Origin of the sequence: Streptomyces spinoverrucosus (genome assembly GCF_006539505.1) — a bacterium.
GTDB lineage: Bacteria > Actinomycetota > Actinomycetes > Streptomycetales > Streptomycetaceae > Streptomyces > Streptomyces spinoverrucosus.
In genome coordinates, this window is sequence record NZ_BJND01000042.1 from 60,966 (window position 1) to 83,869 (window position 22,904).

Genomic DNA, 22,904 nt, shown 5'->3' on the forward strand with positions numbered 1-22,904 from the left:
GGTGACAGTCGCGAGGATCCCTCCCACCCGGCACGCGTCGCAGGTCACAGTGGGTCAAGCCCTCCGTACGGCATGTTCCTGTGGCAAGTTCGTACGACGACGAGGGCGGCCGGGGCTGCGGCGCGCTGCCGGAGGGGGGCGGCGCGCCGACAGACCGTCAGGCATGGAAACGGCAGCGGGGGTACCCGCCACATCGATCGACCCGAACGAACCGCGAGGTTCAGGGAGTTGATGAGTTGATGGCGGGCTTCGGGCAAGGAACGCGCAGGTACCCCCGCTCACGTGGCCGGAGGTGGTCACGGACCGGGCCGGATCGCGCGCAACTCGGGATCATCGGCGCCATCTGTGCGATCGCCGGTTTCTTCGTACTGGGCATCATCCTGGGCCCAGTGGCCATCGCCTGCGGCTGGCTCGCGATGGGCCGAACCTGGACGAGCACCCGCTCGCTCCCGGCCCTGACAGCCCTGGTCCTGGGCACGATAGACACCCTCCTGGCCCTCATCCGGCTGACGGGGGCGACAACTCCTGGCTACGGGTTGTTCTGAACCGGGGGGAGTGAGGAGGGCCTCCGGCACACGGCCGGGGGCCCCACTCACGTGGGTGACCCCGCGGCGGGCGGTTCCGCCTGGTCGTAAAGCGCGCGCGACTGCGCCAGCCGTGCCTGGCCGCAAAGCCCACGCAGCTGCGGCAGCGTGCCCGCTCGCAAAACCCCCTCAGCCGCGGGCAATCGTGCCGCTGGTGTGGCGGCCCGCGCGGCAGCGGTGGCGGTGAATCGGCGCGGTCGCGGCGGTGTGCCCGTTCGTGAACTCCCCGCAGCTGCGGGCAATCGTGCCGCTGGTGTGGCGGCCCGCGCGGCAGCGGTGGCGGTGAAGCGGCGCAGTTGCGGCGGTTGGGCCTGTGCGTGAAGCCCGCGCAGCTGTGGCCAGTCGTGCCGCTGGGGCGGCGGCCCGTCCGGCAGCGGTGGCGGCGAACCGGCGCGGTTGCGGCGGTTGGGCCTGTGCGTGAAGCCCGCGCAGCTGCGGGCAGTCGTGCCGCTGGGGCGGCACGGGTGGGGCGCAGCGGCACCCCGCCAGCGCGGGCGAGCGACCCGACCCCCACAGCGCGACGCCGGCCCCCCTTCAGCGCCGGTTGCGCAACCAACCCCCACAACGCAGCGCACGGCACCCGCTCTAGCGCTGCCGCTCCTCACTCGGCCCCGACAACGCAGCCACCTGCGCCCGCAACGCCCGTACCTCCTCCGTCAGCGCCGCAATGGCCTCCGTCTGTCGTCGCTCCTCCGCATCATCCATCTCGAACCGCGCAATGAACCACGCCGCGATATTCGCCGTCACCACACCCAGCAGCGCGATCCCCGACAGCATCAAACCCACCGCCAGCAACCGCCCCACCCCGGTCGTCGGCGCATGATCCCCGTACCCCACGGTCGTCATCGTCGTGAACGACCACCACACCGCATCACCCAGCGTCCGAATGTTCCCGCCGGGCGCGTCCCGCTCCACCGACAGCACGGCCAGCGACCCGAACATCAGCAGCCCCACCACCGCGCCGGCCACATACGTCGTCAGCTGGATCTGGGAAGCCATCCGCGCCCGCCGCCCCACCAGCAGCAGCGTCGACACCAGCCGCAGCAACCGCAACGGCTGCAGCAACGGCAGCACCACCGCACACAGGTCCACCCAGTTCCGCCGTACGAAATACCGCCGATCCGGCGCCAACCACAGCCGCACCGCGTAGTCGCCCGCGAACGCCCCCCACACCACCCACTCCACGACCAGACAAACGGCCGTCAGAGTCCGCCCCGCCGAACTGTCCACGATCGGCACCGCATACGCGACGGCGAACACCACGGCCAGCACCAACAGCGGCCGTTGGGTACGCCGCTCCCACCGCACCTGCGCCGATTGCTCCTTCATGCCCGCATCGTAAGGAAACGCACAAGGGCGGCGAGGCCAGGCCCCACCGCCCTCGCGTCCACCGGCCTACGGCTACGCGTCGCCGCCCGCGGCCCCCGGATCCGCCGCCGAGACGTCAAGGAGCTGGTACCGGTCGATCGCCTGCTTCAGCACCGACCGATCCACCTTCCCCTCCTTCGCCAACTCGGCCAGCACCGCCACCACGATCGACTGAGCGTCGATGTGGAAGAAGCGACGAGCCGCCCCACGGGTGTCCGCGAAACCGAACCCGTCCGCCCCCAGCGACTGGTACGTCCCCGGCACCCACCGAGCGATCTGATCCGGAACCGACCGCATCCAGTCGGAAACGGCCACGAACGGCCCCTCCGCACCACTCAGCTTCCGTGTGACGTACGGCACCCGCTGCTCCTCCTCCGGATGCAACAGGTTGTGCTCCTCGCACGCCACGGCCTCCCGCCGCAGCTCGTTCCAGGAGGTCGCCGACCACACATCGGCCCGTACGTTCCACTCCTCGGCGAGCAGACGCTGCGCCTCCACAGCCCACGGCACCGCCACACCCGACGCCATGATCTGCGCCGGAATCGACCCCGACGTGCCCTCGCTGAACCGGTAGACGCCCTTGAGGATGCCCTCGACGTCCACGTTCTCCGGCTCGGCCGGGTGCTGGATCGGCTCGTTGTAGACGGTGAGGTAGTAGAAGACGTCCTCGCCGTGCGGGTGCTCCGGCGTCCCGCCGTACATCCGGCGCAGCCCGTCCCGCACGATGTGCGCGATCTCGTAGGCGAACGCCGGGTCGTACGCCACACAGCCCGGGTTCGTCGAGGCGAGCAACTGCGAGTGCCCGTCCGCGTGCTGCAAGCCCTCACCGGTCAGCGTCGTACGCCCCGCGGTCGCACCCAGTACGAAACCACGCGCCAACTGGTCGGCCATCTGCCAGAACTGGTCGCCGGTGCGCTGGAAACCGAACATCGAGTAGAAGACGTACACCGGGATCAGCGGCTCGCCGTGCGTGGCGTACGCCGAGCCCGCCGCGATCAGCGAGGCCGTGCAGCCGGCCTCGGAGATGCCGTCGTGCAGCATCTGCCCGGTCGGCGACTCCTTGTACGCGAGCAGCAGATCCCGGTCCACGGCCTCGTACTGCTGGCCCAGCGGGTTGTAGATCTTCGCGCTCGGGAAGAAGGAGTCCATGCCGAACGTGCGGTACTCGTCCGGCGCGATCAGCACGAACCGCCTGCCGATCTCCTTGTCCCGCATGAGGTCCTTGAGCAGTCGGACAAAGGCCATGGTTGTCGCGATGGACTGCTGGCCCGTGCCCTTCTTCACGGTCGCGTACGCCTTGTCGTCCGGCAGCGCGAGCGGCTGGGAGCGGACGACGCGCGTGGGGACGTACCCGCCGAGCGACTTGCGGCGGTCGTGCATGTACTGGATCTCCTCCGAGTCCCGGCCCGGGTGGTAGTACGGCGGAGGGCCGGACTCCAGGTCCTGGTCGGAGATCGGCAGGTGCAGGCGGTCCCGGAAGCGCTTGAGGTCGTCGACCGTCAGCTTCTTCATCTGGTGCGTGGCGTTGCGGCCCTCGAAGTTCGGGCCGAGCGTCCAGCCCTTGATCGTCTTGGCCAGGATCACCGTCGGCTGGCCCTTGTGCTCGACGGCCGCCTTGTACGCCGCGTAGATCTTCCGGTGATCGTGACCGCCACGGCCCAGCATCAGGATCTGGTGGTCTGTCATGTTCTCGACCATCGCGCGCAGCCGGTGGTCGTCGCCGAAGAAGTGCTCGCGGATGTAGGCGCCCGTCTCGGTCGCGTACGTCTGGAACTGGCCGTCCGGCGTGGTGTTCATCTTGTTGACCAGCACGCCGTCCCGGTCCTGCGCCAGCAGCGGGTCCCAGGTGCGGTCCCAGATGAGCTTGATCACGTTCCAGCCGGCGCCCCGGAAGACCGACTCCAGCTCCTGGATCACCTTGCCGTTGCCGCGCACCGGGCCGTCGAGGCGCTGCAGGTTGCAGTTGACGACGAAGGTGAGGTTGTCCAGGCCCTCGCGGGCGGCGATGGTCAGCTGGCCGATCGACTCCGGCTCGTCCATCTCACCGTCGCCGAGGAACGCCCACACGTGCGACTTCGAGGTGTCCGCGATCCCGCGCGCGTGCATGTAGCGGTTCATCCGCGCCTGGTAGATCGCGCCGATCGGGCCGAGGCCCATCGACACGGTCGGGAACTCCCAGAACTGCGGCATCAGCCGCGGGTGGGGGTAGCTGGACAGGCCGTACGGCGCCTTGGACTTCTCCTGCCGGAAGCCGTCCAGGTGCTGCTCGGAGAGGCGGTCGAGCAGGAACGCGCGCGCGTAGATGCCCGGTGAGGCATGCCCCTGGAAGAAGACCTGGTCGCCGCCGTCGCCCTCGTCCTTGCCGCGGAAGAAGTGGTTGAAGCCGACGTCGTAGAGGGAGGCCGAGGAGGCGAACGTGGCGATGTGGCCGCCGACGCCGATGCCGGGGCGCTGGGCGCGGGAGACCATCACGGCCGCGTTCCAGCGGGTCGCGTTGAGGATCTTGCGCTCGATCTCCTCGTTGCCCGGGAAGAACGGCTCGTTCTTGGTGGGGATGGTGTTGACGTAGTCCGTGCTGCGCATCTCGGGCACGGCCACGCGCTTCTCGCGGGCCCGCTCGATCAGGCGCAGCATCAGATAGCGGGCCCGCTCACGGCCGCGCTCGTCGATGGCGGCGTCGAGGGAGTCGAGCCACTCCTGGGTCTCCTCGGGATCGAAGTCAGGAACCTGACTCGGAAGGCCGCCAATGATGATCGGATTGCGATCGGATCCGGAAGCCACGCTGTTCCTTACCTGTCAGAGGGCCGATTATCGAGGGTTTGCGGTATGCCTGCACCGTTCCCCATCGTGTACCTCGGGGCTCCAATCGTCACCTCTACCGAGAGGTAACGAAGTTCCTTGGTCGGCTCTGCGTGCAGAGCCGTTCGAATCTCGTACCCAGGGATGATTCCCAAACGGGCATACGGGGCAGATAGGTGTGGTGTACGTCACCATCGGTGCGGACGGCATGCCTGGAGTTGCGGCGACACGGCCCGGATCGTCACCGTTTCGGCGGTCTGAAACGCCGGGTACTTGCGCGATCCGCCCCGCCCGTGTGGACTACGGCCAATGCTTCGCGCACGCGCGTGGCTGAGAAATTCACCAAGACATGATCAGGAGGCAACCCGTGAGCGCGACCGCGGACCACGCGGAGGAGCGGACGAACCCTGCCGCCAGGCTGGGGTTCCAGCCCGGGCAGGTGGTCCAGGAGATCGGCTACGACGACGACGTCGACCAGGAGCTCCGCGAGGCCATTGAGGAAGCCATCGAGGGCGACCTCATGGACGAGGACTACGACGACGTGGCCGACGCCGTTGTGCTGTGGTTCCGTGACGACGACGGCGACCTGACGGATGCGCTGGTGGATGCCACCACGTACATCGAGGAAGGCGGCGCGATCCTGCTCCTCACGCCGAAGACCGGCCGGTCGGGGTACGTGGAGCCGAGCGACATCTCGGAAGCCGCGACCACGGCCGGGCTGACCGCGTCCAAGAGCGTCAGCGTCGGCAAGGACTGGAGCGGCAGCCGCCTGGCGACGCCGAAGGCCGCGAAGTCCAAGCGGTGACCGTTCGTTGAACGTGGGACGGGCTGACCGAGGTCAGCCCGTCCGTCGGCCGTCGGTGCTCGCTGCGTAGGGTGGGTGTCCACCCGAACAGCCCCACCGAAGGGACGACGATGGCGATCCAGGTCGGCGAGAAGGCCCCCGACTTCGAGCTGAAGGACAACCACGGCCGGGCCGTGCAGCTCTCGGACTTCCGCGGCGAGAAGAACGTGGTGCTGCTCTTCTACCCCTTCGCCTTCACCGGCGTGTGCACCGGCGAGCTGTGCGAGGTCCGGGACAACCTGCCGAAGTTCGAGGGCCGCGACACCCAGGTGCTCGCCGTCTCCAACGACTCCATCCACACCCTGCGTGTCTTCGCCGAACAGGAGGGCCTCGAATACCCGCTGCTCAGCGACTTCTGGCCGCACGGCGAGGTCAGCCGCGCGTACGGCGTCTTCGACGAGGACAAGGGCTGCGCGGTGCGCGGCACCTTCGTCATCGACAAGGAGGGCGTGGTCCGCTGGACCGTGGTCAACGGCCTGCCGGACGCCCGTGACCTGAACGAGTACGTCAAGGCGCTCGACACCCTGTGATTGTTCGGTCCCAAGGCCTGGGACGGCCGGGAACCCGTCACTAGGATCGACTCGTTTGATCCGATACCAACGCACGACGGGGCACCCCGCCCCCGGACACCAATGGAGGACTCGTGGGAGTCAGCCTCAGCAAGGGCGGCAACGTATCGCTGACCAAGGAGGCCCCGGGCCTGACCGCGGTCATCGTCGGTCTGGGGTGGGACGTGCGCACCACGACCGGCACGGACTTCGACCTCGACGCGAGCGCGCTGCTGCTGAACAACTCCGGCAAGGTCAGCAACGACCAGCACTTCATCTTCTTCAACAACCTCAAGAGCCCTGACGGCTCGGTCGAGCACACCGGCGACAACCTCACCGGTGAGGGCGAGGGCGACGACGAGCAGATCAAGGTCAACCTGGCCGGCGTCCCCACCGACATCGAGAAGATCGTCTTCCCGGTGTCCATCTACGACGCCGAGAACCGCCAGCAGTCCTTCGGCCAGGTCCGCAACGCGTTCATCCGCGTCGTCAACCAGGCCGGCGGCGCCGAGATCGCGCGGTACGACCTCTCCGAGGACGCCTCGACCGAGACCGCCATGGTCTTCGGCGAGCTGTACCGGCACGGCGCGGAGTGGAAGTTCCGCGCCATCGGCCAGGGGTACGCCTCGGGTCTGCGCGGCATCGCGCAGGACTTCGGCGTCAACGTCTGAGCCGTCGTGTCCGCTCCGCCCGTCCGGCGCCGCACGTTTGCGTGCGGCGCCGGACGCGCAGGACAACCACATCAGGCAGCACCCAGGGGAGGACCAGCATCATGGGCGTCACGCTCGCCAAGGGGGGCAATGTCTCCCTGTCCAAGGCCGCGCCGAACCTCACACAGGTGATGATCGGGCTCGGCTGGGACGCGCGCTCCACCACCGGAGCCCCGTTCGACCTCGACGCCAGTGCCCTGGTGTGCAGCAGCGGGCGGGTGCTCGGCGACGAGTGGTTCGTGTTCTACAACCAGCTCAAGAGCCCGGACGGCTCGGTGGAGCACACCGGTGACAACCTCACCGGTGAGGGGGACGGCGACGACGAGTCGCTCCTGATCGACCTCTCCAAGGTGCCCGCCCAGTGCGACAAGATCGTCTTCCCGGTCTCGATCCACATGGCGGACGAGCGCGGCCAGACCTTCGGCCAGGTCAGCAACGCCTTCATCCGCGTGGTGAACCAGGCCGACGGCCAGGAACTCGCACGCTACGACCTCAGCGAGGACGCCTCCACGGAGACCGCCATGATCTTCGGCGAGGTCTACCGCTACCAGGGAGAATGGAAGTTCCGGGCGGTAGGACAGGGGTACGCGTCGGGGCTGAGGGGCATCGCCCTGGACTTCGGCGTCAACGTCTCATAGCACGAGACGTCTCCTGGCGCGATATGAGCAAAAGCCGGGGCCGCGTAGGCCGCTGGGCACGGCCGACTAGACTTCGGTTCAAACTTTCGTAAAGCCGAGCGTGGCGCGGGGGAGCCCCGTACACACGCGGGGGAGCCCCGTACACAGAGGATTGGGTAGCCAGTGGTTCTGAAAACCTTCGGCTGGTCGTTCGCGGTCACCGCGCTCGGCCTCGTCGCGGCGGTCTTCTACGGGGGGTGGACCGCCTTCGGCATCGTGGCGATCCTGTCGATCCTCGAGATCTCGCTGTCCTTCGACAACGCAGTGGTCAACGCCGGGATCCTGAAGAAGATGAACGCCTTCTGGCAGCGCATCTTCCTCACCATCGGCATCCTGATCGCCGTCTTCGGCATGCGGCTGATCTTCCCGGTCGTCATCGTCGCCGTCAGCGCGCAGCTCGGGCCGATCGAGGCCGTCGACCTCGCGCTCACCGACAAGGAGCGTTACCAGGAGCTGGTCACCGACGCCCACCCGGCGATCGCGGCCTTCGGCGGCATGTTCCTGCTGATGATCTTCCTGGACTTCATCTTCGAGGACCGGGAGATCAAGTGGCTGGGCTGGCTGGAGCGCCCGCTGGCCAAGCTCGGCAAGGTCGACATGCTGTCGGTCTGCATCGCCCTGATCGTCCTGCTGGTCACCGCGATGACCTTCGCGACCCATGCCCACCTGCACGCCGGGCCCGCGGACAAGTCGGCGACGGTGCTCCTCTCCGGTGTCGCCGGCCTCATCACGTACATGATCGTCGGCGGTCTCTCCGGCTACTTCGAGGACAAGCTCGAGGAAGAAGAGGAACGCGAGCACGAGCAGGAGGAAGAGGCCAAGCGCACCGGCAAGCCCGTCATGCTGCTGGCAGGCAAGGCCGCGTTCTTCATGTTCCTCTACCTGGAGGTCCTGGACGCGTCCTTCTCCTTCGACGGCGTGATCGGCGCGTTCGCCATCACCAACGACATCGTGCTGATGGCCCTCGGCCTCGGCGTCGGCGCCATGTACGTCCGGTCGCTGACCGTCTACCTGGTCCGCCAGGGCACCCTCGACGACTACGTCTACCTGGAGCACGGCGCGCACTACGCCATCGGTGCGCTCGCGGTGATCCTGCTCGTCACCATCCAGTACGAGATCTCCGAGTTCATCACCGGTCTGATCGGTGTCGTCCTGATCGCCTGGTCCTTCTGGTCCTCCGTCCGCCGCAACCGCGCGCTGGCGGCCGCCGAGGGAAAAGCCGGCTCGGACGACAAGACTGAGGTCTCGTCCGGGGTGTGACGCCCGCCCGGGTGAGGAACGCTCTGTGCGGGGCGGCCGTCGAGGATGACGTGATGTCCTCGAAGGCCGCCCCGTCGGTGTTTGTCGGGTACGGCACGAAGGCCGCCCGTCGGTGTTGTCGGGTACGGCACGAAGGCCGCCCGTCGGTGTTGTCGGGTACGGCACGGTGAGTGGGGAGTCTGGGGGCGGGAATGGGCTTGTTTGACGGGCTCTGGCGCGGGCGCACGGCCGAGTTCGACTCGGGCAGCGCGGCCAGCAACGCGATCGAACTGACCAAGCGGCACAGCCAGGTGTCGCTCAACAAACAGGGGGCGGCGACCGGGAATCTGCGCATCAACCTGACCTGGCGGATGCGCAGCTCCGACATCGGCGGGCCCCAGCGGGAGAGCCTGCTGCGGCACCCCTTCAAGGCCCTCAAGCCACCGGAGGTCCTGGGCCACAGCCAGAGCATGGTCAACGTCGACCTCGACCTCGGCTGCCTGTACGAGCTCCAGGACGGCACCAAGGGCGTCGTACAGCCGCTCGGCGGCTACTTCGGCGACGTCAACGCACCGCCGTACGTCAAACTCAGCGGCGACGACCGGTTCGGCTCGGCGTCCGGTGAGACGATCTACGTCAACCTCGACCAACGCGAGGCGATAAAGCGCCTACTGGTGTTCGTCTACATCTACGACCAGACCCCCGCGTTCGACCGCACCCACGCGATCGTCACGCTCTACCCCAGCAACGGCCCCCGCATCGAGATCCACCTCGACGAACGCCACCCGCAGGCCCGCTCCTGCGCGGTCGTGATGATCGAGAACGTGAAGAACGAGGTGTGGGTGCGGCGCGAGGTGAAGTTCGTCTACGGCTTCCAGGCGGAGCTGGACCGGTTGTACGGGTGGGGGTTGCAGTGGGGGAGGGGGCACAAGGTCAAGTCGCAGCGGTGAAGGGGCGCCCTGGGGTGGTCGTGCCGCTGAGGTCGCGTGCCGCTGAGGGCGTGGGTGCTAGCGGCCGATGAACTGGGGCCCCTGCGGCGGCAGCCGGAAGTCGGGATCCGGGGCCGTCGGCACCGGCACTGGCGGCGGGTAGCCGTACCCGGACTGGGCGGTCGGCGGTGCCGCCTGCGGGTAGCCGTAGGCGGGCTGGCTGGTCGGATGCGGGTAGCCGTACGCCGGTTGCGTCGCCGCGGGCTGCTGCGGCTGTGGATAGCCGTACGCCGGCTGCGCGGTCTGCTGCGGCACAACCGCCGTCGGCTGCTCCGGCGGCAGCGGCCGCGACACCTCGGGCCCCGCCTGAGCAGCGGCGGACGTACCGTCGGCGTCGGCCGAAGACTCCCCCTCCGCGGCCTCCGCCTCGTCCACGGAGATCCCGAAGTCGGTGGCCAGCCCCTTCAGCCCGTTCGAATACCCCTCCCCGAGGGCCCGGAACTTCCACCCCTCCCCACGGCGGTACAGCTCCCCGCAGATCAGCGCGGTCTCCTGCCCGGTCTCCGGCTTGACCTCGAAGTACGCCAGCGGCTCCCCCTCGGGCGCCGCCGCGTCGTACAGCATGATGCGCAGTGACCGTACGTGATCGAACGTGACCCCGTCCGCCGAAGCGACCAGAAGAATCTGGCTGACGTCGGACTCGACACCGGACAGATCCGTCTGGATCGTGTCGGTCAGGCCCTCGGCAACGCGTTTCTTGCCGAGCCGCCACACCTTCCCGGAGGGGTGCCGGGGCTGGTTGTAGAAGACGAAGTCCTCGTCGGAGCGCACACGACCGTCGGGGCCGAGGAGCAGCGCAGAGGCGTCGACATCCGGGACCCCCTGCCCGGGCGTCCAGCGCAGCACGGCGCGCACCGTCGTGGCTTCGAGCGGGACGTTCGACCCCTTCAACATCGCGTGCGTCATGCGGTCATCCTGCCCTCTCGGTCCTGCTCACGACAACGCGGGGTCGGCAGGTCCCGGACCCGCCCCGCAGCGCCGTCAAGACAGCGCTGCCCATCCCTGCGTTACTTGAAATTCATGCCTGGCGGGAACCCATGACATGGACTTCTACGTACTATTACCGGCCACCTTCAGCCGGAACCCAGGCCGCTCGAACACCACGGGGAAGCCATATGCGTCATTTCGGGCACATCGCCCCTGAGGTGCGGCAGCGCCTCTTCCACCGGGAGCCGTGCGAGTTCACGGCCGACTCTCCGGCCCGGCTGCTCTCCGCGGCCCTGGGTGCCACGCTGTACAGCCCGGCCACCAGGCCGCGGCTCGCCGAGGACATCGTCAAGCAGACCGGCCGCGGTGTGGTCTCGATGGTCCTGTGCCTGGAGGACTCGATCGGCGACGGGGACGTCCCGGCCGGCGAGGAGAACCTCGTACGCCAGTTCACCGACCTCGCCGAGCGCACCTCCGGCGCCGACCTCCCCCTGCTGTTCATCCGCGTCCGCACACCCGAACAAATCCCCGACCTGGTCCGCCGCCTCGGCCCCGCCGTCCGGCTGCTGTCCGGATTCGTGTTGCCGAAGTTCACCGAGGAGCGCGGCATCCCTTTCCTGGAGGCCCTCGCCCTCACCGAGACGGCCAGCGGACGGCGACTCTTCGCCATGCCGGTCCTGGAGTCCCCCGAGCTGCTGTACCGGGAGTCCCGGGTGGAGACCCTGGAGGGCATCTTCCGGGCCGTCAACAAGTACCGGGACCGGGTGCTGGCGCTGCGGCTGGGCGTCACCGACTTCTGTTCGTCGTACGGGCTGCGCAGAGCCCCCGACATGACCGCGTACGACGTCCAGATCGTCGCCTCCGTGATCGCCGACGTGGTGAACATGCTGGGGCGGGCCGACGGCACCGGATTCACGGTGACCGGGCCGGTCTGGGAGTACTTCCGCGTGCAGGAACGTATGTTCAAGCCTCAGCTGCGGCGCAGCCCCTTCCTGGAGGGCCAGGCCGAGGAACTCCGTGAGGCCCTGATCGAGCACGCCATGGACGGGCTCCTGCGGGAGATTACGCTGGACCAGGCCAACGGTCTGCTCGGCAAGACCTGCATCCACCCCTCGCACGTCCTGCCCGTGCACGCGCTGTCGGTCGTCAGTCACGAGGAGTTCAGCGACGCCCAGGACATCCTGCGGCCGGAACGGCTGGGCGGCGGAGTGCTGAGGTCGGCGTACACGAACAAGATGAACGAGGTGAAGCCACACCGCGCCTGGGCCGAGCGGACCTTGCTGCGCGCCGAGGTCTTCGGCGTCGCCAACGAGGACATCGGCTTCGTGGAACTGCTCGCCGCGGGGATCCCCGGCTGAACGCCGTACAGCATCCCAACGGCGAACGCCACCCACCACAGTCAACGCCGCCGAAGATGGTTGAAGACCGCCGAACTCGGCTGGACACGCTGAACACGCTGAAGACCGCTGAAGACCGCTGAAGACCGCTGAAGACCGCTGAACACAAGGAACGCATGGACAAGGCAGTGAACGACGGAGCCACCGGAGCCACCGGAGCCACCGGAGCCACCGGAGTCAACGGAGTCAACGGAGCCACCGGAGCCAACCGGGTCGGCCAGAGCCGCGGGATCTGGTCCGGGAGCTGGGTCGCCGAGCGGCTCGGCGTCGAACTCCTGGGCGACGACACCCTCACCGACCTCCTCGGTCTCGCCCTGCGGCGCAACCCCAAGCGCGCCCACCTCCTCGTGTCGAACGTGCTCGGCAAGCACGTCCCGCAGTCCCCGTCGGTCGTGTACGGCTCCGGCTTCGCCCTCGGGCGCAGGGTGCGGGAGCTGCTGGGCGCCGCCGGGGCGCGTTCCGCCGTCGTCGTCGGCTACGCCGAGACGGCCACCGGTCTCGGCCATGCCGTCGCCGACGGCCTCGGCCAGGCCCCTTACCTCCACTCCACTCGCCGTCCCGTACCAGGCGTCGCCCGGGCCGGCGGCTTCGAGGAGTCCCACTCGCACGCCACGTCCCACCTCCTCCTGCCCGAGGACCCGAACCTCCTCTCCGGGGACGGCCCGCTGGTCCTGGTCGACGACGAGTTCTCCACCGGCAACACCATCCTCAACACCATCCGCGCCCTCCACGAGCGCTACCCCCGCGACCGGTACGTCGTGGTCGCCCTGGTCGACATGCGCTCCACCGCCGACCAGAACCGCCTGACCGACTTCGCCACCGAGATAGCCACCCGCATCGACCTGGTCACGGCAGCGCGGGGGACGGTACGGCTGCCGGACGGGGTGCTGGAGAAGGGGCAGGCGTTGGTCGCCGCGCATGAGTGGGGTGCGGTTGGGGTGGCAGGGGTTGGGCAGGCCTCGGCGGGCGTGAGCGAGGTTGGGCACGCCGCCGCTGGGGTGACTGAGCCTGAGCCGTCTGCGTCGGTTGTGGGGGAGCCGGATCCGGCGGATGCAGTGGTGGTCGGGGGAGATTCGGCCGGTGCTGTGGTGGCCGGGGCCGGTTCGGCCGGTGCCGTGATGACCGCGACAGATTCGGCCGGTGCCGTCGTGCCCGGGGGAGATTCGGCCGGTGCTGTCGTAGCCGGGGCCGGTTCGGCCGGTGCCGTGGTGACCGCGGCAGAATCCGCCGGCGCCGGCGCCGGCGCCGGTGCCGACGTGGCCGGGGCCGAGCAGGGCGGGCCGGTGGTGGCCGAGCGCGGGTGGGTCACGCGGGTCGATCTGCGCTGGCCCGTCGGGGTGCCCGACGGTGGCCGGCATGGCTTTACCGCCGCTCATCGCAGACGTCTGGAGACGGCCCTGCCCGCCATGGGCGCCCGTCTCGCCGAGGCGCTGCCGCCCGGGGCCCGACGTGTGCTGGTCCTCGGCTGCGAGGAGCTGATGTACGCCCCGCTACGCCTCGCCCGCGAGCTGGAGCACCTCGTCTCTCCTGCGGACATCCGCTTCTCCACGACCACCCGTTCTCCCGTCCTCGCCGTCGACGACCCCGGCTACGCCATCCGCACCCGCCTCGTCTTCCCGGCCCACGACAACCCCGCCGACGGCCCCGGTAAGCGCTACGCCTACAACGTCGCCGGTGGCACCTTCGACGCCGTGGTCGCCGTCGTCGACTCCACCGCCGACACTCCCGCCCTGCACGCCCCCGACGGTCTCCTCGCCCAGCTCGCGCAGCACACCCCGCACATCCTGCTCGCGGTCGTCCCGTCATACGTCCCCGCGGCCTCGCCCGCCCCCGAAAGGCCCGCCATGCTGCCCGAGCCCCTTCGCGGCCCCGCCTTCTCCAGCTACGCGCCCGAAGAGGTCGGCTGGCTGCTCCAGGACCTGTCGGACGTGACCCTGGAGGCGCCGACCGAGGAGCGCGAGGAGGCGATCCAGAGCGGCGGCGCGCACTACGCCGAGTCGCTGCCCGTCGAGTACCAGCCCAGCGAGCAGTACCAGGCGCTGTTCCACGCGGCCCTGGAGACCTCCGCGGCCCGCATCGCCCACGCCGTCGGCGTCGTGACCGAGACCGTCCTGGCCGAGCTCCCTCACTCTCGGCTTCGATCGAGCGGGGGAACCCGCATCCCCCGCCCCGTCCTGGTCTCCCTCGCCCGCGCCGGCACCCCGGTCGGTGTCCTGATGCGCCGCTGGGCCCAGCACCGGCACGGCCTCGACCTGCCGCACTACGCCGTGTCCATCGTGCGCGGCCGCGGCATCGACGCCAACGCGCTGCGCTGGCTGGCCGACCGGCACGACCCGCGCGACGTCGTCTTCGTCGACGGCTGGACCGGCAAGGGCGCCATCACCCGCGAACTCGCCGCTGCCCTGCGCGAATTCGAGGAGGCCGAGGGCGTCACCGGATTCGACCCCGAGATCGCCGTACTCGCCGACCCCGGCTCATGCGTCCGCACCTACGGCACCCGCGAGGACTTCCTCATCCCGTCCGCCTGCCTCAACTCCACAGTGTCCGGCCTGATATCCCGCACGGTCCTGCGCGCCGACCTGGTCGGCCCGCACGACTTCCACGGTGCGAAGTTCTACCGCGAACTCGCCGGCGCCGACGTTTCCACCGCCTTCCTCGACGCCATCTCCGCCCGCTTCGACGAGGTCACCGACGCCGTGGACACGGCCACCAAGGAACTGCTGTCCGCCGACCGCACCCCCACCTGGGAGGGCTGGGCGGCCGTCGAGCGCATCAGTGAGGAGTACGGCATCCACGACGTGAACCTCGTCAAGCCCGGCGTCGGCGAGACCACCCGCGTGCTGCTGCGCCGCGTGCCCTGGAAGATCCTGGCCCGGGCCGGGGCGGGCCCCGACCTCGACCACGTCCGGCTGCTGGCCGAGCAGCGCGGCGTGCCGGTCGAGGAGGTTGGCGAACTCCCCTACACCTGCGTGGGGTTGATCCATCCCAAGTACACGCGTGGCGCGACGGGCGCCGACGGAAAGGCGGTGGCTGTCTGATGCCGGTGCTGGTGGCGAGTGACCTCGACCGTACGCTCATCTACTCCTCCGCTGCGTTGTCGCTGACCATGCCGGACGCGCGAGCGCCCCGGCTGCTGTGTGTCGAAGTGCACGAGAGCAAGCCGCTGTCGTACATGACCGAGACGGCGGCGGGACTGCTCACCGACCTCGCCGACGCCGCGGTCTTCGTGCCGACCACGACCCGCACCCGCAAGCAGTACCTCCGCATCAATCTCCCTGGCCCCACACCGAAGTACGCGATCTGCGCCAACGGCGGGCACCTGCTGGTGGACGGTGTCTCCGACTACGACTGGCACGCGAGCGTCACGGCGCGGCTGGCCGACGAGTGCGCGTCGCTGGCCGAGGTGCAGGAACACCTGCTGAGGGCCGCTGACCCGGTCTGGGTGCGCAAGCACCGGGTCGCCGACGACCTCTTCGCCTACCTCGTCGTCGAGCGCGAACTGCTGCCCCAGGACTGGGTGAAGGAGCTGGCGGTGTGGGCGGAGAACCGCGGCTGGACGGTCTCCCTCCAGGGCCGCAAGATCTACGCCGTGCCGAAGCCGCTCACCAAGAGCGCCGCCGTGCACGAGGTCGCCCGCCGCACCGGCGCCGACCTCACTCTCGCCGCGGGCGACTCCCTCCTCGACGCCGACCTCCTGCTCGCCGCGGACAAGGGCTGGCGCCCGAGCCACGGCGAACTGGCCGACAGCGGCTGGACCGCCCCCGATATCACCTCCCTTCCCGAGCGGGGCGTACTGGCGGGCGAACGAATCCTGCGTGAGTTCCTACGCGCGTCGGGGGATCGCCCGTAGCGACGAGGCGCCGACGACGGGGCGAAGCCGGCGACGGGGCTCCGTTAGGGACGCGGCTCCGTTACGGACGGGGTCCGCCAGGGGCGCGGCTCCGTTATCCCGCCTGCGTTCCTGTCCGCACCTGCTATCCCGCCGGTCCCCCGATCCGCACTTGCTGTCCCGCCGGCACCCCCGTCCGTATCCGCACCCCCCGCCGAAACCGCCCCCGACCCACCACCGCGACCCCGCCTCCTCGCGCCGCCGCCAGGGCGCAGCAGCCGTATGCCGATGAAGGCCACGACCGCCACGGCGGACGCGGCGAGGACGACCTTTGAGTACGTGGAGACCACGGCCGTCACCTCGGTCCACTTCTCGCCCAGCGCGTATCCGGCGAGGACGAACGCGGTGTTCCAGATCGCGCTGCCCAGTGCCGTCAGGCCCAGGAACACCGGCAGGCGCATGCGCTCAACCCCGGCCGGGACCGATATCAGACTGCGGAAGATGGGGATCATCCGCCCGAAGAACACGGCCTTCGTCCCGTGCCTGGCGAACCAGGCCTCTGTCCTCTCTATATCCGCGACCTTCACCAGCGGCAGCCGCGCCGCTATCGCCAGCGTGCGGTCACGGCCGAGCAGCGCCCCCACGCCATACAGCGCGAGCGCGCCGATCACCGAGCCGGCCGTCGTCCAGATCAGCGCGGCGTACAGATTCATACGTCCCGTGCTGGAGGCGAACCCGGCCAGCGGCAGGATCACCTCGCTGGGCAGCGGCGGGAAGAGATTCTCCAGTGCTACCGCGAGTCCGGCGCCGGGTGCGCCGAGAGTGTCCATGAGTTCGTTGATCCACTGTGGTGCCGTCTGCGCGGCGATGGCTGTCATGACGATCACGCTAGAAAACCGAAGCTGAAGAAACCCTGAGGAAGACCACACGATGCCGTGCGGTCAACCGCAGCCCGGAATTGCGGTTTTCCGCAGTGTGCACCGCCTCGCCGCCCGGCTAGCGTGGCGATCATGCGAGATGTGGCACGACGTGGAACGCGGTGCGGGGTCGGACTCATGACGGGAGCCGCCACGGCCGCCGTCGAGCTGCCCTTCGCCGCGTTGTCCGGACTGGCCCTGCTCCCCGTGCTGGCCTGGCCGCGCGGCCGACATGCCGTGCTCAGGACGGTGTTCGCGGGCGCGCGAAGACTGGCGGAGCTGGAGCGGGCCCGGATCAGAATCTGGCTCGGATATCCCGTCGCACCCGCGTACGAGGACGCCCGCGCTCTCAGATATGTCTCCGTGCGCTGGGCCCTCGGCGTCCTGGGCGCGATCGTGATGCTGTCGGTCGTGTTCGGCGTCGCCTACGGCACCTTCTGGACGTACGGCTGGCTGCTGGTCGACGTCACACATCCGGGATCGGTGGCCATCGGCACTCTCGGCGGGCTCTTCCTGCTGTTCCTCGCGGTACAGGGGATATTCGGAGTCGCCGAGCTGGAGCGGCAGTTGGCGCAGCGCATCCTCGGACCCAGCCATCAGGACGAGCTGGAGCGGAGGATTGTCGAGCTGGCCGAGAGTCGCGCAGCGGTGGTCGACGCCGTGCATGACGAACGGCGCCGCATCGAGCGCGACCTGCATGACGGCGTGCAGCAGCGTCTGGTCGCCCTCGGCATGCTGCTCGGCCGGGCCTTGCGCAGCAGAGAGGCCGAGCATGTGGACCGGTTGCTGCGGCAGGCCCACGACGAGAGCCGGCAGGCGCTCGGGGAGCTGCGGGACGTCGCCTGGCGTATATATCCGACCGCACTGGATGAGGCGGGTCTGAGCGCGGCCCTGGAGACGGTCGCCGAGCGGTCGTCCGTGCCGGTGCTGGTCGAGTGCGACCTGGAGGAGGAGCCGGACAAGACGGCCGCGACCGTGGCGTACTTCGTCGTCTGCGAGGCCGTCACCAACGCGGTCAAGCACGCTGCGCCGAGCCGAATAGTCGTGCGAGTTGGAACGGAGGACGGTTTCTTGTACGTGTGTGTCCAGGACGACGGTTGTGGCGGGGCGGATCCGAAGGGCAGCGGCCTGTTCGGGCTGGCGCGTCGCGTCGCCGCCCTCGACGGCCTCCTGAATGTGATCAGCCCGCCGGGCGGTCCGACGCTCGTCACCGCGGAGCTGCCATGCGGGTGATCCTTGCGGAGGACTCGACGCTGTTGAGAGAGGGCCTGGTACGGCTGCTCACCGAGGAGGGGCACGAGGTGCCGGCCGCGGTCGGCAACGCGGAGCTGCTGCTCAAGGCCGTCGCGGAGGAGCAGCCCGACGTGGTCGTGGCCGACGTCCGGATGCCGCCCACGCACAGTGACGAGGGGCTGCGCGCTGCGCTGGAGATCCGGGAGCGCTGGCCGGGGGTCGGGGTGCTGGTGCTGTCGCAGTACGTCGAGAAGCGGTACGCGACCGAGCTGCTGACGGGCGCGTCGGAGGGGGTGGGGTATCTGCTGAAGGACCGGGTGGTCCAAGTCGACGAGTTCCTCGACGCCTTGGAGCGGGTGGCGCGGGGGCGGGCGGCGTTCGACCCCGAGGTCGTGCGGCAGTTGCTGGGCCGCAGCAAGCACACCGACTTGCTCGGCCGGCTCACCGCCCGGGAGCGGGACGTGCTGGCCGAGATGGCGCAGGGGCACACCAACGCGGCGATCGCCGAGCGCCTGCACATCTCCCGCAGCGGCGTCGAGAAACACATCAACTCGATCTTCGACAAGCTCGAACTGACGGGAGAGGAGGGCTACTCGCGCAGAGTGCTGGCGGTGCTGCGCTACTTGGGGACCTGAGGCGGGCGGTGATCTCTAGCGACGCCGGCAGCGTCAGCCGCAGCAACCCCCACCGCAGCACCCGCCACCGCCACCCCCGCCGCCCGCGCGCGGTGCCGGGGCCGACGCCGAGCCGCCCACCGCGACGGTCGACAGGAGCTTCACCGTGTCGTCGTGGCCCGTGGGGCAGGTGGCCGGGGCGGAGGACTCGGCCATGGGGCGGCTCAGTTCGAAGGTGTCGCCGCAGGTCCGGCAGCGGTACTCGTAGCGAGGCATACCCACAGGTTAACGGGTGTCCTCCGGCGGCCGTCGGGACTCGTCGAGCGCCACCGCCGGTCCACGGCCCTGCTCGCGGGGCTCGGGCTCGATCAGGTCGGGGTGGCGGGCACGCCAGTAGGGGTTGTCGTGGGGCAGGGCCGAGCCGACCCTGCCGTACATCCCGAAGAACATCAGGACCACACCGAAAACGAAGCTGAACAGCACGTTCTGGATGCGGAAGGCCAGGAAGTTGTAGTCCGTGTCCAGGAGCCCCAGGTTCACGAAGCCACTGAGGATGAAGGCGATGCCGACCACCATGTTGAGCGTTGAGGCGAGGTTGCCGCCGATCACCATGCCCACGAAGAGGAGCACTCCCACGCAGATCGACAGGACGCTCAGTGCGCCGTTGGTGTTGAGGCCCGCGACCTGGTCACCGCGGGTGTCGAAGAAGCCGACCTTGCCGAGCAGACCGAGGATGCCGAAGGCGATCAGCACCAGACCCATCAGTCCGGCGCCGAAGCGGTAGACCTGGTTCAGGCGGTGGTCGACGGGGAGATGCTCGTCGAACCGGATCCGCCGCCGTTCTCCCCCGTGCGCTGCGTGTGTGGCCATGTCGCCTCCCTAAGGGCGATAGCGGAGGCCGTGCGTCCCTTTCTCTTCAATATCTGCCCGCCCAGCCCGGGTGGGCAACACAAGGAGGTGACATCCGGGCTTCGGCCCAGCTCAGCGCGGGCAAATCGGGTGGGTCAGTGGGCGGTGGTTCCGCGCTCTTCCCGGATCTGCGCGACGACACGGGCCACCGTCTGCCGGACGGCTTCCATCTCGGTCAGGAAGTGCCAGTAGTCGGGGTGGCGGCCGTCCAGGGTGGCGATCGCGCGCTCCAGTCGGCCGACGGAGTCGTCCAAGGGGCGGGCGTGACGGGGATCGGGGGTGTTGCGGCCGGCCATGGCGAGGCGCTGGGCGTCCCGGATGGCGAACCGGGTCCGTTCGATTTCCTGCTGGGAGTCCTTCTGGACGGCGTTCAGCCGCTTGAGGCGGTCGCCGGCGGCCGAGACGGCCTCGTCGGTGGAGTTCAGCAGGGCCCGGGCGGTGGACAGCAGGGAGGTCGCGTCGGGCCAGCGCTGGGCCTGGCGCGCCGTCTGGGCCTCGGTCAGCTTCAGCTCGGCCTGGCGGACACTCTCCGCGGCCTGCTCGGGGACGCGTTGCAGGTCCTGCCAGCAGGCCACCGTGAAGCGCCGCCGCAGCTCGCTGAGCACCGGTTCGACCTGACCGGCGCGGGTGGTCAGGGCCTGGGCGCGGGTGCGCAGGGAGACCAGGCGGCGGTCGATCTCGGCCGCCCTCTCGGGAAGCCGTTTGGCCTCCGCGCGGATGGCCTCCGCCTCCCGGGCGACTCGCTCGGCCCGTTCCAGGGTCTGGGGGACGCCGTGCTGGCCGGCGCCCTGGTTCAGCTTGGTCAGCTCGGGGGCGAGGGCGGCGAGACGGGCGGCGAGGTCGTCCGCCTTCAGCCCTGATGCTCGTGCGGCGTCCAGGGCGTTCGAGGCGGCGAGCAGGGACTGGCGGGCGCGTTCGACGGCGGGGGCCAGGCGGGCGAGCTGGGTCTCGGCCTTGCCGAGCAGTGGGCCGAGGCCGTCGGCGAAGCGGTCCAGGTCCTGCTTGACCCGGCCCAGCTCGTCCTTGGCCTGGGTGAGCTCGGTGCGGGCGCGGGCGGCGGCCGAGGCCTCCAGGTCGTCGCGGTCGAGGTCGTGGGCGTCGACGGCGTTGATGTAGCGGTGGCTGGCTTCGTCGATGCGGCGGCCGAGCGCCTCGAAGTCGGCGGCGGCGCGGCGGGCGGCGGGGGAGTCGTCGACGGCCGCGATGGTCTCGATCGAGATGCGCAGATCGCGCTGGGCGGTGTCGAGTTCGTAGAACGCGGCCGCGGCGGCGTCCTTCGCGGCCTGCGCCTCGGCACGCTGGCTCTCGGCACGCCCGCCGAACCAGCGCCGGGTGCCGCCACCGGCGAACGCGGCGGGCAGTACTAGGGCGGCGACCAGCGGCAGAGAGAGGAGGGTGAGGGTGTCACGTATCGCGGTGGGCACCCGGGGTGAGTGGTGCGCACGCGGCATCGACGGCGAGTCCGGCTGAGGTGGTGTCGCCGTCACATCCCTCTCCCGTGCTGTCATCCGCCCTGCCCGGTGTCATTCTCCCACCGGTTAAGGACGAACACACGGGGCTGTTAGTTCGCTGTTCGTACCGTGACTTTGCCGTCGCCGGTGCGGGCGGAGACGACGTGCCGACTGGAGTCGTCGCGGGGCACGGACACCTGGACCGCGCCGTCGCCGGTGTCGGTGGACACGCGGTAGGTGGCCCGGGGCACCGAGACGGTGACGGAGCCGTCGCCGCTGCGGGTGTCCACCAGGTCGGGTACGGCGCCGAGTTCGAGGTGGGTGGAGCCGTCGGCGGTGTGGGTGCGGACCTGGCGGGAGGTGACGTCGGCGCGGATGGAACCGTCCTGGGTGCGCAGGTCAAGCGGTCCGGTGGCGGCATCGACGTGGACGGAACCGTCGCCGGTGTGGACCTTCACGGCGCCGGTGGTGTCGTTGACGCGGACGGATCCGTCGCCGGTACGGATGTTCAGCGCATCTTCGAAGCCACGGGCGCGCACGCTGCCGTCGCCGTCCTTGACATCGACGGCGACGCCGCGCGGCACCTCGATGCGGTGCTTGGCCGAGCAGTCGGCGACGAAGCCGGAGCACTTCAGACGTAGCACCAGCCGGTCGCCGTCCATGGCCCAGGTCACCTTGGGGTCCTCGCCCAGGACGACCGAGCCCTCGAACCAGCGGGTGACCTGGATACGGCCCTTGGGGTTGGCGTCCGTGGCGATGAGTTCCAGGGCGGAGTCGTCGGAGTCGATGGTGAGGGTGGAGCCCTGCAGCGGGAAGGACTGCCGCTCGGGCTCCTGGTCGTCCCCGGCGGCCGCACCGCAGCCGGTGACACCCGCGACGACGACCACGACGGCACCGGCGATGGTGGCGGCGCGGGCGGACACGGGAGCGGAAACGGTACGGGCCATGACGGATCTCCCCCTGGGGCAGGCTGTGGCATGCCTCCCGTAAGGGCCGGAATCGGCGGGGAAGGCGACTCCTCGACGGTACGGACCCGGCCTCCACCAGGGGATCCGGACCACTCCCGGATCCGGGGTGGGGTTAACCCCCGATCCCACCCCCGCACACCTCCCCCGATACGGGTTTGCAGGGCACTGCCCCAGGCAAGGTAGGCTGTCGACTCGTCCTGGGCGCGTAGCTCAGCGGTAGAGCGCCGCCCTTACAAGGCGGATGTCGGCGGTTCGAAACCGTCCGCGCCCACCAGTCGCAGGACACAGCAAGGCCCAGGTCAACGGGGGAACCCGGAGATCTGGGCCTTGTTCGGTTTCAGACGCCCCGCTGCCTCACGCAGCCGGTGCTTCGGACGCCGGTCTGCGTCACACGTCCCGTTCGGGGTCCGGTGGTGAACCGTCGGCGTGTTTCAGTTTGGCGCGGGCGTCGACGTGGTCGGGGCCGGTGAGTTCCGACCAGTAGCGGTGGGTACTGACGAAGATCGCGAGTTCGCGTTCGCGGCGGCGGAGCTTCTCGACCTCGGCCTGCTCGTCGGCGGTCCAGCCGGGGGAGGCGGGGCGTTCGATCTTGCGCCAGCCGCCTGCGTCGCTGAAGCCGTCCAGGGGCTCGACCGACCAGGGGAGCCGCTTCAGCAGGGCCGACAGCTCGGCCCGGACCTGATGCAGCTCCTCCTGACCGGCGCGGAGGTCGCTAGGGAAGTCGTAGGTCGTAGCCACGGCCGTAATGCTACGCCTGTTCGATTTTGAGTGGCGAGTTTCTTACGGCGGTTCACGCGAACGGGTGTGACTGAGCGCTCCGATCGGTTGGAGCACCACCTGCGGCGCCGAAGCGCTGTCGCGCCTGCCAACGTCCCCCCGGCGTCGGGATGCATGTTCAGCA

21 protein-coding genes and 1 tRNA gene are annotated in these 22,904 nt (G+C 69.6%); 13 read left to right on the forward strand and 9 right to left on the reverse strand.

From position 1 onward, the window contains the following. Positions 1–239: 239 nt before the first annotated feature. Positions 240–545 (forward strand): small hydrophobic protein, encoded by a 306-nt coding sequence (locus tag SSP24_RS26825; protein ID WP_141312276.1) that lies wholly within the window; start codon positions 240–242, stop codon positions 543–545. A gap of 624 nt (positions 546–1,169) precedes the next feature. Here SSP24_RS26825 and SSP24_RS26830 read toward each other — a convergent pair. Both SSP24_RS26830 and aceE read right to left on the reverse strand, forming a co-directional pair. Beyond that, a complete protein-coding gene (locus tag SSP24_RS26830; RefSeq protein ID WP_141312277.1) occupies positions 1,170–1,913 on the reverse strand; it encodes a potassium channel family protein in 744 nt (247 codons plus the stop codon). Positions 1,914–1,985: 72 nt separating this feature from the next. Continuing rightward, positions 1,986–4,733, reverse strand: a complete 2,748-nt coding sequence (aceE, locus tag SSP24_RS26835; protein ID WP_141312278.1) for a pyruvate dehydrogenase (acetyl-transferring), homodimeric type — start codon at positions 4,731–4,733, stop codon at positions 1,986–1,988. Positions 4,734–5,118: 385 nt separating this feature from the next. Between aceE and SSP24_RS26840 the strand changes: the two genes are divergently transcribed. From SSP24_RS26840 to SSP24_RS26865, 6 genes are all read left to right on the forward strand, one after another. Further along, the gene (locus tag SSP24_RS26840; protein WP_167529716.1) at positions 5,119–5,556 is read left to right on the forward strand and encodes a DUF3052 domain-containing protein; all 438 of its coding nucleotides are present in this window, start codon (positions 5,119–5,121) and stop codon (positions 5,554–5,556) included. Between the two features lie 110 nt (positions 5,557–5,666). Continuing rightward, positions 5,667–6,125: a peroxiredoxin gene (locus tag SSP24_RS26845; protein WP_141312280.1), complete on the forward strand. Its 459-nt coding sequence runs from the start codon at positions 5,667–5,669 to the stop codon at positions 6,123–6,125. A 113-nt stretch (positions 6,126–6,238) separates the two neighbouring features. Next, positions 6,239–6,814 carry a calcium homeostasis/redox stress adaptation protein gene (locus tag SSP24_RS26850; RefSeq protein WP_141312281.1) on the forward strand — a complete coding sequence of 192 codons (576 nt, stop codon included), beginning with the start codon at positions 6,239–6,241 and terminating at the stop codon, positions 6,812–6,814. Positions 6,815–6,915: 101 nt separating this feature from the next. Then, positions 6,916–7,491 (forward strand): TerD family protein, encoded by a 576-nt coding sequence (locus SSP24_RS26855; protein ID WP_141312282.1) that lies wholly within the window; start codon positions 6,916–6,918, stop codon positions 7,489–7,491. A 162-nt stretch (positions 7,492–7,653) separates the two neighbouring features. Beyond that, complete coding sequence (locus tag SSP24_RS26860) at positions 7,654–8,790, forward strand: DUF475 domain-containing protein (protein WP_141312283.1); 1,137 nt, start codon at positions 7,654–7,656, stop codon at positions 8,788–8,790. Positions 8,791–8,981: 191 nt separating this feature from the next. Further along, entirely contained in the window at positions 8,982–9,719 is a 738-nt protein-coding gene (locus SSP24_RS26865; protein ID WP_141312284.1) for a TerD family protein, read from the forward strand. 57 nt (positions 9,720–9,776) lie between these two features. On the opposite strand, the gene SSP24_RS26870 is transcribed toward SSP24_RS26865, so the two are convergent. Further along, positions 9,777–10,664, reverse strand: a complete 888-nt coding sequence (locus SSP24_RS26870) for a TerD family protein (protein ID WP_141312285.1) — start codon at positions 10,662–10,664, stop codon at positions 9,777–9,779. A gap of 209 nt (positions 10,665–10,873) precedes the next feature. Between SSP24_RS26870 and SSP24_RS26875 the strand changes: the two genes are divergently transcribed. From SSP24_RS26875 to SSP24_RS26885, 3 genes are all read left to right on the forward strand, one after another. Further along, a complete protein-coding gene (locus tag SSP24_RS26875; RefSeq protein WP_141312286.1) occupies positions 10,874–12,043 on the forward strand; it encodes an HpcH/HpaI aldolase/citrate lyase family protein in 1,170 nt (389 codons plus the stop codon). Between the two features lie 155 nt (positions 12,044–12,198). Further along, complete coding sequence (locus SSP24_RS26880; protein WP_141312287.1) at positions 12,199–15,120, forward strand: phosphoribosyltransferase; 2,922 nt, start codon at positions 12,199–12,201, stop codon at positions 15,118–15,120. Further along, positions 15,120–15,932 carry an HAD family hydrolase gene (locus SSP24_RS26885; protein ID WP_141312288.1) on the forward strand — a complete coding sequence of 271 codons (813 nt, stop codon included), beginning with the start codon at positions 15,120–15,122 and terminating at the stop codon, positions 15,930–15,932. The genes SSP24_RS26880 and SSP24_RS26885 overlap by 1 nt, the downstream gene beginning before the upstream one ends. 44 nt (positions 15,933–15,976) lie before the next feature. Here SSP24_RS26885 and SSP24_RS26890 read toward each other — a convergent pair whose 3' ends face one another. Then, complete coding sequence (locus tag SSP24_RS26890) at positions 15,977–16,789, reverse strand: DedA family protein (RefSeq protein WP_167529717.1); 813 nt, start codon at positions 16,787–16,789, stop codon at positions 15,977–15,979. 177 nt (positions 16,790–16,966) lie between these two features. On the opposite strand from SSP24_RS26890, the gene SSP24_RS26895 reads away from it, so the two are divergent. Further along, positions 16,967–18,061 carry a sensor histidine kinase gene (locus SSP24_RS26895; protein WP_229865141.1) on the forward strand — a complete coding sequence of 365 codons (1,095 nt, stop codon included), beginning with the start codon at positions 16,967–16,969 and terminating at the stop codon, positions 18,059–18,061. Then, complete coding sequence (locus SSP24_RS26900) at positions 18,052–18,696, forward strand: response regulator transcription factor (protein WP_174864718.1); 645 nt, start codon at positions 18,052–18,054, stop codon at positions 18,694–18,696. Before SSP24_RS26895 ends, SSP24_RS26900 begins: the two co-directional genes overlap by 10 nt. Before the next feature lie 33 nt (positions 18,697–18,729). Here SSP24_RS26900 and SSP24_RS26905 read toward each other — a convergent pair whose 3' ends face one another. From SSP24_RS26905 to SSP24_RS26920, 4 genes are all read right to left on the reverse strand, one after another. Further along, positions 18,730–18,951 carry an FmdB family zinc ribbon protein gene (locus SSP24_RS26905; protein WP_141312291.1) on the reverse strand — a complete coding sequence of 74 codons (222 nt, stop codon included), beginning with the start codon at positions 18,949–18,951 and terminating at the stop codon, positions 18,730–18,732. A 9-nt stretch (positions 18,952–18,960) separates the two neighbouring features. Then, complete coding sequence (locus SSP24_RS26910; protein WP_141312292.1) at positions 18,961–19,545, reverse strand: DUF4383 domain-containing protein; 585 nt, start codon at positions 19,543–19,545, stop codon at positions 18,961–18,963. 134 nt (positions 19,546–19,679) lie between these two features. Then, positions 19,680–21,071, reverse strand: a complete 1,392-nt coding sequence (locus SSP24_RS26915; protein WP_141312293.1) for a coiled-coil domain-containing protein — start codon at positions 21,069–21,071, stop codon at positions 19,680–19,682. A gap of 74 nt (positions 21,072–21,145) precedes the next feature. Beyond that, positions 21,146–21,982, reverse strand: coding sequence for a DUF4097 family beta strand repeat-containing protein (locus tag SSP24_RS26920; RefSeq protein WP_141312294.1), 837 nt, complete (start codon positions 21,980–21,982; stop codon positions 21,146–21,148). 220 nt (positions 21,983–22,202) lie between these two features. Between SSP24_RS26920 and SSP24_RS26925 the strand changes: the two genes are divergently transcribed. Continuing rightward, positions 22,203–22,277: transfer RNA gene (locus tag SSP24_RS26925), tRNA-Val, on the forward strand. Positions 22,278–22,390: 113 nt separating this feature from the next. On the opposite strand, the gene SSP24_RS26930 is transcribed toward SSP24_RS26925, so the two are convergent. After that, positions 22,391–22,741 (reverse strand): DUF8825 domain-containing protein, encoded by a 351-nt coding sequence (locus SSP24_RS26930; RefSeq protein ID WP_141312295.1) that lies wholly within the window; start codon positions 22,739–22,741, stop codon positions 22,391–22,393. Positions 22,742–22,904 lie beyond the last annotated feature (163 nt).